This window comes from Thermosynechococcus sp. GLH187 (assembly GCF_031583395.1).
Classification (GTDB): domain Bacteria; phylum Cyanobacteriota; class Cyanobacteriia; order Thermosynechococcales; family Thermosynechococcaceae; genus Thermosynechococcus.
In genome coordinates this window covers 969,609-981,983 of record NZ_CP134175.1, presented here as the reverse complement: position 1 = coordinate 981,983, position 12,375 = coordinate 969,609, and the positions used below count along the sequence as shown (strand labels likewise).

At 55.3% G+C, this 12,375-nt stretch carries 12 protein-coding genes; 2 read left to right on the top strand and 10 right to left on the bottom strand.

What is annotated here, in order from left to right; translation table 11 throughout:
• Positions 1–18: 18 nt before the first annotated feature.
• The 4 genes from cbiB to RHI63_RS04590 form a co-directional block, all read right to left on the bottom strand.
• Complete coding sequence (gene cbiB / locus RHI63_RS04605) at positions 19–1,014, bottom strand: adenosylcobinamide-phosphate synthase CbiB (RefSeq protein ID WP_310821930.1); 996 nt, start codon at positions 1,012–1,014, stop codon at positions 19–21.
• Positions 1,015–1,052: 38 nt separating this feature from the next.
• Positions 1,053–2,123, bottom strand: a complete 1,071-nt coding sequence (locus tag RHI63_RS04600) for a Fe(3+) ABC transporter substrate-binding protein (RefSeq protein ID WP_206201265.1) — start codon at positions 2,121–2,123, stop codon at positions 1,053–1,055.
• A 65-nt stretch (positions 2,124–2,188) separates the two neighbouring features.
• Complete coding sequence (locus RHI63_RS04595) at positions 2,189–2,500, bottom strand: hypothetical protein (RefSeq protein WP_310744885.1); 312 nt, start codon at positions 2,498–2,500, stop codon at positions 2,189–2,191.
• 89 nt (positions 2,501–2,589) lie between these two features.
• A complete protein-coding gene (locus RHI63_RS04590) occupies positions 2,590–2,922 on the bottom strand; it encodes a hypothetical protein (RefSeq protein WP_206201264.1) in 333 nt (110 codons plus the stop codon).
• 376 nt (positions 2,923–3,298) lie between these two features.
• On the opposite strand from RHI63_RS04590, the gene RHI63_RS04585 reads away from it, so the two are divergent.
• On the top strand, positions 3,299–4,807 hold the full coding sequence (locus tag RHI63_RS04585; RefSeq protein WP_310800503.1) for a pyruvate kinase: 1,509 nt from the start codon (positions 3,299–3,301) through the stop codon (positions 4,805–4,807).
• A gap of 8 nt (positions 4,808–4,815) precedes the next feature.
• Here the strand turns inward: RHI63_RS04585 and RHI63_RS04580 are convergent, their stop codons facing one another.
• The 6 genes from RHI63_RS04580 to RHI63_RS04555 all read right to left on the bottom strand — a co-directional run bounded on the left by RHI63_RS04580 (position 4,816) and on the right by RHI63_RS04555 (position 12,050).
• A complete protein-coding gene (locus tag RHI63_RS04580; protein ID WP_310821929.1) occupies positions 4,816–6,057 on the bottom strand; it encodes an efflux RND transporter periplasmic adaptor subunit in 1,242 nt (413 codons plus the stop codon).
• A gap of 37 nt (positions 6,058–6,094) precedes the next feature.
• Positions 6,095–7,030, bottom strand: coding sequence for a DNA polymerase III subunit delta' (locus RHI63_RS04575; RefSeq protein WP_310821928.1), 936 nt, complete (start codon positions 7,028–7,030; stop codon positions 6,095–6,097).
• Entirely contained in the window at positions 7,027–9,750 is a 2,724-nt protein-coding gene (locus RHI63_RS04570) for a CBS domain-containing protein (RefSeq protein ID WP_310743451.1), read from the bottom strand. Before RHI63_RS04570 ends, RHI63_RS04575 begins: the two co-directional genes overlap by 4 nt.
• Positions 9,751–9,834: 84 nt before the next feature.
• Positions 9,835–10,329, bottom strand: coding sequence for an isoprenylcysteine carboxylmethyltransferase family protein (locus RHI63_RS04565; RefSeq protein WP_206201260.1), 495 nt, complete (start codon positions 10,327–10,329; stop codon positions 9,835–9,837).
• A gap of 48 nt (positions 10,330–10,377) precedes the next feature.
• Positions 10,378–10,872 carry a 4Fe-4S binding protein gene (locus RHI63_RS04560; protein WP_310821927.1) on the bottom strand — a complete coding sequence of 165 codons (495 nt, stop codon included), beginning with the start codon at positions 10,870–10,872 and terminating at the stop codon, positions 10,378–10,380.
• A gap of 146 nt (positions 10,873–11,018) precedes the next feature.
• Positions 11,019–12,050: a D-alanine--D-alanine ligase family protein gene (locus RHI63_RS04555; RefSeq protein ID WP_302678976.1), complete on the bottom strand. Its 1,032-nt coding sequence runs from the start codon at positions 12,048–12,050 to the stop codon at positions 11,019–11,021.
• A gap of 72 nt (positions 12,051–12,122) precedes the next feature.
• On the opposite strand from RHI63_RS04555, the gene RHI63_RS04550 reads away from it, so the two are divergent.
• Entirely contained in the window at positions 12,123–12,317 is a 195-nt protein-coding gene (locus RHI63_RS04550; protein ID WP_149817325.1) for a DUF2862 domain-containing protein, read from the top strand.
• Positions 12,318–12,375 lie beyond the last annotated feature (58 nt).

Below are 12,375 nucleotides of genomic sequence, written 5' to 3'. Positions count from 1 at the left end.
TCTGGCCAAGATGAACTGCTAAATGGAAAACACTTTATGCCACACCAAAACGATGCCGCCTGTGGCTGTAAGGGTGATCAGGTAGAGGGAACGGCTGAGCCGCAGAGCCGCAATAATCGTGCCTTGATCAATGGGGTGCAGCGGTTCTCCTAAAAAGGGTTTCACTTTCACCGTGCCGCGATAGATATTCGTACCCCCCAGCCGTACGCCAAAAGCGGCTGCATAGGCACACTCACTCCAACCGGAATTGGGACTGGGATCCTTGGGCGCATCCTGGCAACACCACTGCCATACCCGCTGCCACTGCCTAGAGCAAAGGGCAACTAGAAAGACGAGCCACCGACAGGGCAACCACGTGAGCACATCATCGGTTTTGGCAGCAAACCATCCCCAGTGTGTGTAGGGTGGCTCGCGATAGCCAATCATTGAGTCCAAGGTACTGGCAGCTTTGTAGGCCATGACGAGGGGCAAGGGGGTTAGTTGCGGAACGATAAGGGTGGCGATCGCCCCATAAAACAGCGGTGCCATCATGCCATCGGTCGTATTCTCACTCACCGTTTCCAGAACCGCCCGCAGAATCTCAGGCGCCTCTAAGTGGGCAGTCTCGCGACCCACATACTTAGCCAAGGACTGGCGTGCCCCCTCAAGATTGCTAGCCGCCAAAGGTGCCAATACCTCTGCCGCTGCATCCCGCAGACTACGACCCGCAAAGCCACTGGCGGTGCCCACGACTGCAATCCCCCAACCGAGGAGGGGCGAAATCGTCATTCCCAGTGCCACCACCCCCCAACTGATGAGGGCAGAACCTAGGATTAAGCTCAGTGTCAGCAGCGCCCCCCCCAACCGCTGTCCCCAAACTGGCCAGCCTTGGCCATAGTTGAACCCGTTGCTAAGGGATTGAATATAGGCTCCCATCCAGCGCACGGGATGCGGCCAGCCCCACGGATCCCCAAGGCCAAAGTCAAGGAGGGCAGCAGCCAGAAGAATCGTGTAGGCAATGAAGGCGCAAGACACAGGAACGATCAACGGGGGCGATCGCTCATTTTAGAACCTTAGCGCCACCCCACCCGGTCCATAATCCGCAGAGCGTCGGCATTGTTGCGGCCAAACACTGCAGCATTGACATTTTGGCCACGGAAGTTGCCAAAGCGCCGCACAACCGGATGCAAGGGTACCCCGGAGCGCACGGGATATTCAAAGTTGGCCATGGCAAACATCTCCTGCGCCTTGGGACTCACTAAGTATTCGAGAAAACGAATGGCCCCTTGCCGATTGGGGGCACCCGCCACCACGCCACCACCGCAGATATTCACGTGGGCACCGCGATCGCGCTGATTCGGGAAGAACAAACCAACCTTCTCAGCAACTGCGCGGTCTTCTGCTTTATCTGAGGCCATTAATCGAGCGAGGTAGTAATGATTTGTAATTGCAATACCTCCAACACCCGCTGCACAAGCGCGAATTTGTGCGGTGTCATTTCCCTCTGGGGGTCGGGCAAAGTTGGCAACCAATCCCCGCACCCACTCTTCTGTTCTTTGAGAACCATGAATCGCCAGCAGTGAGCCTACCAAGGATTGGTTATAGACATGGCTGGAGCTGCGTGTGAGAATCTGCCGCCGCCACCTAGGATTAGCTAAGTCTTCGTAGGTGGACAGTTGATTGGGATTGACGCTGGATTTGTTGTAGATTAGAACGCGTACGCGCCGCGAGAGGCCAAACCAGTGACCTTGGGGTTCCCGCAGGTTGGCTGGCACCACGCTGTTGAGTACCCTTGACTGAATCGGCTGCAAAAGACCGGCCTGCTGGGCTCGCCACAAGCGACCAGCATCCACCGTAATCAACACATCGGCAGGACTCCGACTGCCCTCACTGCGAATCCGTTCAATTAGGGCATCAGCCTCAGCTTCAATGAGATTGACCCGAATGCCAGTTTGCTCGGTGAAACCGTTGTAGAGGGCTTTGTCGGTATCGTAGTGCCGTGCTGAATAGACATTGATCACACCCCCTGCCTGCCGCTGTTGAGCATTGCTCGATTCTGCTTTTTGGTTCCAGAGGTGGTGGGCGACATAGGCCGTTGCCCCAGCGCCCATGCCCAAGAGTACACGGCGACCGACTTTCTGCATAGTTGAGAATTTCTCCTAAATGCAATCTGAGAAATATTCTAGGACGATGGCTTTGTTTTTGCAATTTAGTTGCAATAAGTTAAGTCTTTGCTGTACCACCACTGGCGATCGCTAGGGGATAACTCCACCCAATAGAGCGTAATCACCATCATGGCGCCCGTTTCGAGGTGGCGCACCCAATAGCTGGGATGCCGTTTTGTGGCACTGTCGAGAACAAGCCGCCGCCCAATGCGCCGCCAACTGGGTTCTTTGCTGCGCCAAGCAATGCGGCAACAGGGCCACGGTAACTGCTCGCGGTCAAAAAGGCGACAACAGGCACCCATGACCTCATAGCTGAATGAATAGCCGGGACTGTAGAATTGAGTCCCACTCGCCAAGACAGGTGGCTGTTCTATGGTTGAATCTAAGCCAATCAAGGGGATGCGCTAACGTGCAGGCCAGCTTTCCAGTGTATCAGGAATCCCCCCTAGGGTTCTTGGGCGGCAATCAAAAGGGCACAGCAGCTAAAGCCAATGACGAGGGGGAGCAAAGACTGCAGCCAGCCACTCAAGCCCGTGGTGACTAGGGCGATCGCCAGTGCCAACATCTGTAGGCGGCGTTGCTGCGGGGATGGGGCAGCCGGCAGGTCAATGAATTGCAAGCCATCGGTGGGCAAAGGTAAGGGCATCACGCCGCCAGGGGGAAACGCCCAATACTGGTACTGCTCAATAAAGAGATCTGTCCAGCCATGTTCTTGGCACCAGGCCACTGCGGACTGATAGGAGTATTTGAGTAATTGCAACGAAGGATGACGATCCATAGGGGCACTGGTCAGGGCAAGACAATGAACATCTCTATTGAGAACATAACAGAACTGGGAAATCGGTTTGGAACCCTTGTAGTAACTCTTAATCCTTTTGCTTGGGAGAAAATTAAGATTCCCGAAAGAGGTCAGCAGATATACTGAAAGATAGATAGAGTTGTGTCAGAAAGCACAACGGTTCCTACACCACCGTTCGTTGCAGCCGAGTGATGTAAAGAAGTGTTTATTTATGTTTTGCAGTGAGGGGTATTGTTAAGCCATCAATTCATGGTTTTCAAGAATCACTAAATTTCCCGCAAATCCCCATGAAATCTGGCTTTGCCATGAGTCCAACCGAATCATGAATTCCCTTAAAATCATCTAGGAGGCAGTTATGTTGCTGGAGGCACCGACTGTACCGGTTTCACCGGTTGCCTTGCTCCATAGCTTGTTAGAACTGCGGCAGGAAATTACTAAAGAGGGGGAAGCCCGTTTTCAACAGTGGCAATCAAAAATTAAGCGATCCGAATTTATACCTAGTGCCCGCAATCTTGCCTACTATTTGGCCTTGCGCTGGCGGGATCTACGGGCAATTCAAATGGCCTTGATGCCTTGGGGGTTATCGTCCTTAGGACGGATCGAGTCGCGGGTGCTCCCCAATTTGGATGCGGTGATCAATACTTTGGGCGCCCTGTGCCATACCCATGAGTCACTGCCCCCCCGCCCACCCTTAGATGCCTTTTTTGCGGGCGATCGCCAACTGCGCCGCCAGACGGAAGAACTCTTTGGATCCATTCGCGGCAAACGCCATGGGCGCATCATGGTGACCCTGCCCCCTGAGGCGGTGACTGACCCCCAATGGAGCATTACCCTGCTGCGCAAGGGCATGAACTGTGCCCGCATCAACTGTGCCCACGATGACCCTGCCACTTGGGAAGCGATGATTGAGCACCTGCAAGCGGCAAGCCACATTACGGGTCAACCCTGCAAAATTCTCATGGACTTGGGGGGGCCAAAACCCCGCATTGCCGACATTTTTCCGGAAACGGTGCGCGTCCACGGCGGCGATCGCCTGCGGCTGACAACGGAAATTTGCCCTGATGGTGGAGAAATACCGCAATTCACCTGCTCCTTGCCAGAAATTTTGCCGCAATTGGCGGTGGGGCAGCGGGTTTGGATTGATGATGGCCACATTGGCGGTCGCATTGTCAGCAAAGATGAGCAAGGGGTGGAACTGACTATCACCCACTGCAAAGAAGGACAGCGGTTGAAAGTGGCCAAAGGCTTGAACTTCCCCGACAGTGATTTGCGCCTCTGTCCGTTGACCGAAAGCGATCGCGAGCATCTGGCCTTTGCTTGCCGCCATGCCGACATCATTGGCTACTCCTACGTCCAGTCCGCCGAGGATATTGCCCTACTGCAACGGGAACTGGAGCATTGTTGTGGCGATCGCGCCGACCAGATGGGCATCATTGCCAAAATTGAGACCCCGAAAGCAATTCGAGCACTGCCAGAACTGATCATCCAAGCGGCGGGTCGGCAACCCTTTGGCGTCATGATTGCCCGGGGTGATCTCGCGGTTGAAATTGGCTACCAACGCTTGGCAGAAATGCAGGAGGAAATCCTCTGGCTCTGTGAAGCCGCCCATGTGCCCGTGGTTTGGGCCACCCAAGTCCTTGAAAACTTGGTGAAAAAAGGCGTGCCCTCCCGTGCAGAAATCACGGATGCGGCGATGGCGGAGCGAGCGGAGTGTGTCATGCTCAACAAAGGCCCCTATGTGGGACTGGCAGTAGATATCCTCGATGATGTCCTTGCCCGCATGGAAGCCCACCAGCAGAAGAAAACACCGCAACTGCGGGCACTGCACTCGTGGCACCCCTACGAGACAATTGTGCGCCAATAAACCTCTAGTTAGCCTTCAGAGAGGATGCTGGGGCGAATTTTATCCCCGTCCCGCAGGGGCCGACCCGAACGGACGACATAGCGATCGCCAGCATTCAAACCACTGAGGATTTCCACTTTGCCCTCCCGCCGTTGGCCTAGGGTGACCTGCCGCTCCTGCACGCGATCGCCAACCACCACAAAAACGCTGCCTTGCCGTGAGGATAGTTGCCCCTCCTCAAAACCACTGAGGGCGGATTGCGGAATCATCAAACGCGGCGCATTCGCTCCTTGGAAGGCCACCCGTGCCAGTAAACCACTGCCCAAGCGTTCATCGGCATTGTCAATCACGACTTCCACAGGAATCAGACGGGCATCGGCGGCGGCAGGTGAAATTCGCGTAATCCGTCCTTCATAGGTGCGGTTGGGCACGGCATCAAACGTCACTGTTGCCCCTTGGCCGGGAGCTAATCTCGCTAATTCCCGTTCCGAGACTTCCACAACAACTTTGAGTTGACGAATATCGCCAAGGCGAAGAACTTCTCCCCCCGGTTGCAGTAGGTTGCCCACTTCTGTCAGTCGCTCTAGCACCACGCCATTGAGGGGCGATCGCAGGAGGGCTTGATTCAACCGTGCCCGTGCCTGTTGGACAAAGGCGATTTGGGCTTGCACCCGACCTTGGGCAACGGCCACCCCCTGTTGGGCGGTCACCACCTCTGCTTCACGAGACCGCAGTACCTGCCGTGCTGTTTGCGCCGTTGTGCGTGCCTGTTCCGCTGCTTGCGCTGAGACGGCACCATCCCGCAGCAGGGTTTCAAGGCGGCGGGCGTCACTTTCTGCCTGTTGGAGGGTAAGACGGGCTTCTTCGACGGCTGTACGAGCGCGATTGACGGCGGCTTGGGCTTGGATTACCTCGTTGCGACGGGCAGCCAGTTCTGCCTCTGCTTCAAAGACGGCATTTTTGAGGACAACGGGATCCACCTCCGCCAACAGTTGCCCCGATTGCACGCGATCGCCCACATCCACGCCAAGGCGAATCACTTGACCTTCCACCTGCGATCGCACCATCACTTCACGGTAGGGGCGAGTGGTACCTGTCAGGGTTGAGCCTGTTTCCAGCCGTTCCAAGCGTGCCACCGTCACATCAGCAGCGACCCCTTCCCTTTCTGGTCGCGCGACTGCCGGTGATTCTAAGCGATTTATTGCCGACTGGCATCCCCCCAAGAGCACCGCGATCGCGATCGCCCCCAGCCATTGTTGTTTCGCCATCATCTGTCTATTTATCTTCCCAACTGCTGCCGATAGCCTATCACACCGTCCCCAACTGCATCAGTAACACCTCCCAGACAAGGCGAGGCTGAACGTACTGCTGCAAATACTGACGGGCACGCTCCAATTGCTGAAGCATAGACACCTTCTGCGGGAACGATCCCCCTTGCCAAATTTGCTGCTGCATTAGACCGAGGAGCCAGAGCTGTCGTTCCACATCAAGGGATTGGCTAATATCTCGTGCCAATTCCAAAGCAGTTTGTAAAGGGAGGGGTGTGGTCAGTTGTTTGCCGAGGTGGCGGAACGGCTCAGGAATCTCTCGCCATGTTTGCCACGCTTGCAGAACTGCTCCTGGGGAGCCAGCTCCTAGGTCAAAGAGGGCGGGGCTAACCTCCTGCCAAAATTCAGGGGGCGCCACCTGTTTCAATACCTGTTCGACATCGGAACGATTCAGGGGATAGAAGGGAATTTTCTGACAACGGGAAACTATCGTATTCAAGAGTGCTGACGGACTGGGAGCAATGAGAATCAACGTGGCACGCCCCGGTTCTTCGAGGGTTTTTAGCAGGGCATTGGCGGCGGCTTCGTTCATGGTTTCAGCTTGGGTCAAGACCACTAGCGATCGCGACGCACGCATCGGCGGTTGGCTGAGGTGACGGCTGAGTTGGCGAATTTGCTCTAGACGAATCTGGGGGGCACTGCGGGGAATCTCCTTCTCAGCGGCGAGGAGTTGGCGACGGGTGTAGAGCGTCCCTTGGACACTGTAGGTGGGTTCAATCCAGAGGACATCCGGGTGGTTGCTGAGATCACTGGCCTCGTTGAGAATTGCTTGCAGAAAACAGCGGGCAGTGAGGGCACGGCCTACCCCTTCAGGTCCAACAAAGAGATAGGCGGGGGCGAGTCGCTGGCGATCGAGGGCATGGGTCAAGAGTTGCACAGCGGTTGGCTGACCAATGACGGAGCGAAACCAATTCATGGTTTGGGGAAATGGGCTGCAACATAGGCAATGGCACTGGGGCGATCGCTGACAAGGCCATCAAGCATTGCCGATCGCAGGGCAAGGAGAATTTGCCGTAACTGCGGTCCGCGAGGATAGCCCAACTGTTGCAGATCATGGCCATTTAGGGGCGGCTTTTGCAATCGCCAATGCCAGAGATACTCCCGCAATAGGGCGACATCCCCTAAATCGGCTGCGCTACCTTTTGCCTGCTGTACTGCGGCCAAAAGCACAATGACGGGTAAGGGGTGACGCTCTAAAAATTCACAGTAGCGACTGCGCTGTTGCTGGCTCTGCCGCAATCTCTGCCACTCCTGTTGGCATTGAGGAAAAGTGTCCAGCCACTCACAGATGTGCTCCCCCAGTTGCAGTTGACGGGCGATCGCCCCCGCCGTGGGGACAGTCACAATCAAGGCCAAGAGTTCTAGCTCCCACAGGGGAAAGGTTTGCCACTCTTGCCGCTCAGGCACTTCTGGCCACCACTCCCAAACCAATTTCAAGCGCACCTTGGCCGCCTGATCAAACCTCACTTGGCGATCTAAACACTCAAGGGCACCCAATTCCGCGAGTAACGTCAAGGCACGCTCACCGCCAAAGTGTTCCGTTGGCGCAAGGGGCAGTTCAAGGATGTGGCGCAGTTCATTGCGCAGCCGACTTTGGAGGGAAGGCCGTTTTGAGGTGGGGCGATCGCGGGTGGCAAAGACACCGCTGGTGAGGGCATATTCAATGTACTGGCGGGTTTGCGGCTCTAGGTCAAAGCCAAGGCGCACAGCAAAGCGCACGGCTCGAAAAATCCGCGTCGGGTCTTCAATAAAGCTATTGGGGTGGAGCACCCGAATCAGTCGCCGCTGCAAATCCTCCCGTCCGCCAAAAAAATCAAGGACTTCCCCATGGCGCGGTGGTGTTAGGCGCATGGCTAGGGCATTGATGGTAAAATCGCGGCGGTAGAGATCTTGGCGAATCGAACTGGCAGCCACTTCCGGATGCGCGGCTGGATAGGGATAAAACTCACTGCGGGCGGTGGCAATATCCACAGCAAACCCGGCTAAGGGCAAGGCCTTCGGCCAGTGAAGTGCAGCGGTTTGAAACTGACCGTATATCTGTAAATCGGTCTCTGGGTAGAGGTCATGGAGCGCTTGTGCCAAATGCACGCCAGCAGCTTCCTCCTGTTGCACCCCATCCACCACCAAATCAAACTCCCGTGTCGGTAAATGGTGATTTCCTTGGGCGATCGCCAGCAGCAGATCCCGCACTGCGCCACCCACAAGGTATAGTTGCCAGCCGCGTTCCTTGGCGATCGCTGCCGCCCGTTGTAGTAGTGTCCACAGTTGCTCCGGCAGCCGTTGTTGCAGTGCCTCGTAAAGATTTAGGGTTGGCAAGGGGCAGACCGTTTCCGTTTCGCGGCTGAGGGCATAGAGGTGGCGCAGCACATCGGTACGGGTGACAATTCCCACAAGATCACCTTGCTCATTCACCACCGGTAGCCGCCCAATATCGTACTGCACCATTAGGGCTTGAATCTCTGGCAGTGGCGTTGTCGGGGAAACCGTGCGCACCGGTGCTTTCATGTATCCTTTGACCGGGGCATGGGCAAAGCCGTGGTGCAGCGCTACATCCAAATCTCGCCGTGAAATAATCCCCAGCAATTCCCCTGCGGCACTCACCACCGACAGACCAGAGTGGCCATAGCGCAGCAAGACGCGGTGGGCATCGGCAATGGGGGTTTCTGGACGTACTGTTCGTACGGGTGAGGACATGAGTTCTGCCGCTGTTGGCGGATGGGGAATCTGTGCTTGAAGCGCTGTAAATATCTCTTTGAGCACCGCCTCTGGCTGGTCTGTGGTCATCGTCACTGCGGCGGCTTGGGCATGGCCACCCCCGCCAAGGGGAGCCAGCAAATGGGCAACATTGACATTGGGAATTTGGCTGCGGGCAATAATGGCGAGATGATGTTGGCGATAGTAGTGCCCAAGGAGAATGGCATCGCATTCACTGAGATCCGCCAATTGGGTGATTAACCGCGAGAGGCCGGGGAGATACTCCGCCGTGTGCAGCAGCACCCAGCCCAGCCGATAGCCCTGATAAACTACTTGCTGGAGATTTGCCCATGCTTGGCGTAGATAAGGTTGCAGGTCTGCACTCAAGCCAGCCTCGGAATAGGTGGCGATCGCCCGCTGATTGGCGCCTTGGCTCAACAGCCACGCCAAGGCCTGCACATCCCGCACCGTGGTTTGCTCAAAGGTCAAGGAACCCGTATCCGCATGAATCCCTAGGGCGAGAACCGTTGCTTCTGTGGGTGTGAGGCGAATCTCTGCGGTCTGCAACTGCTCGCAAATGATAGTACTGGTGGCTCCAACGGGTTCTAACCATTGCTGCTGGGAGACAATATCCCCCGTCATCTCCAAATGGTGATCGTACAGGCCAATTTGGACTTGGGGTTGATCCAGCCATCCTGCGGCTTGCCCCAACTGGCGACGCCACTGCGTATCCACCACCCAAATCTGGCGCAATTGACTGGGGTCAACGGCTCTTGCTTCAATGAGGAGATATTCATCGCGATGGTAGGCCAAAAACTCCCCCACCTTGGGATGGGTTCCCCCAGTCAAGACAATTTTGGTTCCCGGATAAAGGCGTGTGACACCGACGGCTGCCCCAAGGGTGTCAAAATCAGCAATTTGATGACAAAGGACAACATCCATCAAAGATTCCGCAAGGGGATTGCAATCATAGCGTAGCTTAATGGCCTAGGCAATAAATGAGTACAAAAATTAGTGTTAAGTATTTTAGTACAGGAAGGGAATCAGTTTCTTCACCCTTTGCCGATACGTGGCATAGTCCTTAAACTTGGCCAACAGCCACTGTTCTTCTTGAGCGGCCTTGTGGTCAAAGAAGATAAAGAGGGCGATCGCCCCCAGCCCGTGGGAAAGACTCATTTGCCATACACCATAGGCCAAGGCCAAAAAGATCACACTGCTATAGATCGGATGGCGCACCCAACCATAAACCCCCGTGGTCACTAACTGACTGTCCTCCTTGGGATGGGGTAGGGGCGTCAAGTTGTTCCCTAGGTGAAACAAGCCAGCCATGCCTAGACCAAGGCCAATCAGACCCAAGCCAAGGGTCAATCCTAGGCGCACCACCAAGGGCAGGCTAACCACTCGAACCACTGGCAAGAGAATAAAGCCGATACTGAGTACCGTTTGGCCAATGACCCAAAATTCTCCCCGTTGATTGCGCCACCAGTCTTTGCTGAAGCCCCACTCTTGCAGTTTATTCACCTTGGTTGCCGCTGTTGGTGGATATCTTCAATTCTAGCGATCGCGCGCTCATTCCACAGGGGGCAACAATTTTGTGGCTTTCGCACTGGCCTTTTTCGCCTTCGTCTGGCCACTTCCCAGTTTACCCAAGGATTCTTGGAGTGTGCCCATCGGGCAAATCGCGCACCATGCCCGCTGATTAAAGATCACCCCCAAGAGAATCGCAACAATGGAGGTGACGACGCACATATTGACAAAGAGGCCACCCACCGCCACCCAGTTGCCCCATGCCAATGTCATGCGAAGGGCAAAAACCGTCATGATGAAGCTAAACACCGCCCAGCGAAAACTTTGTTTTTTGAAGAGTTTGGGATAGGGACGGTGGGGACTAAAGTGATAAAGCACAATGTCTAGGAACGCGCCACGCGGGCAGAGGTTGCCACACCAATAGCGGCTGCGAAAATAGGCCAGCACAGGAATACCCAGCATCATGGCCAGCATGAGGTACCCCAACCAAGGATACCAGAGGCCACCGATCGCAATTAGAAAAAATAGCCAAATCATTGCCCACTGACTGGGCTTGCCCCTCAACGATCGCTTCATAACCTGCCTAGTCGTATAGTCTTATATGACTATAGAGTTATTTAATAGAAAAAATCAAGGCCTAGATGCAGTGTCTTTATGACTCTTTACGTTGCTCAGGGGAATAGCTAGCCGTGCCGCTCTAGGGCCAATTGCACCAAGCGATGGACTAATTCTGGAAAGGGCACACCACTCGCCGCCCACAGTTGGGGGTACATACTCAGGGCGGTAAACCCCGGTAGGGTATTTACTTCATTAATCAGGATTTCGCCAGTGCTGGGTACATAGAAAAAATCAAAGCGGGCAAGGCCAGCGGCATCAAGGGCTTGAAAGGCCTGTAGGGACATCGTGCGGATCTGCTCACTCACCGCTGGGGGAATCTCCGCAGGAATATGGAGTTGAGCGCGGCCATCGGTGTATTTGGTTTCGTAGTCATAGAACTCGCTGCTGTAGGTAATCTCCCCCACCACCGAAGCTTGGGGTTTATCATTGCCGAGCACCGCGCACTCTAGCTCACGGGCAACCACACCCGCTTCCACAATGATGCGGCGATCCAGTTCGGCAGCGGCCTCAAGGGCAGTTGTCAGTTGTTGGCGATTTTTGGCCTTGGAGATGCCCACGGAGGAGCCAAGGTTGGCAGGTTTGACAAAGCAGGGATAGCCCAATTCAGTTTCAATGCGATCGCACAAATGGTTGTAACGACAGGGATCCGACCACAGGTCACTGCGCTGCAGGGCTACGTAGCGCACTTGGGGTAAGCCCACAGCCCCAAAGACCGTTTTCATCAAGATTTTGTCCATACCAATGGCCGAGGCAGCCACCCCCGAACCCACGTAGGGGCGTTGCATCAATTGCAGCAGGCCTTGCATCGTACCATCTTCACCATTGGGGCCGTGGAGAATCGGGAACCAAACGTCAATGGTTTCGGCAACCGCAGGAAACTGCCACAGGGAGTCCTCTGGTGCTGCGCCCTCGGGGATGCCAACGCGGTCTGTGGAGCGCCAGCGACCGTCTTTTTGGATGTAGATCGGAATCACTTCATAGCGATCGCGATTGTCGCCCTCGGTAAAGGCTTGGGCGATCGCTGCCGCCGAGACCACCGAAACTTCATGCTCCCGTGAGCGACCTCCAAACAATAGCCCGACCCGCAGACGACCCATAGGACAAACCCGTGTGAATGTGACGGTTTCTTGGTACGATTTTCAAGGATTATACAAAGTTTGGGAGTTGCTATGGACGTGGGGCAAAAAGTGCGCGTCTGTCGAATTCGCGATCGCGTCGCCCAAGACATCATTCAAAAACTCGGCCAAGTGGGTCAAATTACTGGTTTTAAGATGACCGATGGCAGTGGGGTTGGCGTCATTGTCACCTTTGACGATCGCTCCAGCACTTGGTTTTTTGAGGACGAAATTGAAGTCGTCGGCTAATTCCTGCCCTGCCGCCTTTTTCACAGCAACTGAGCGGGGTCAATAAGACCTCAGATTT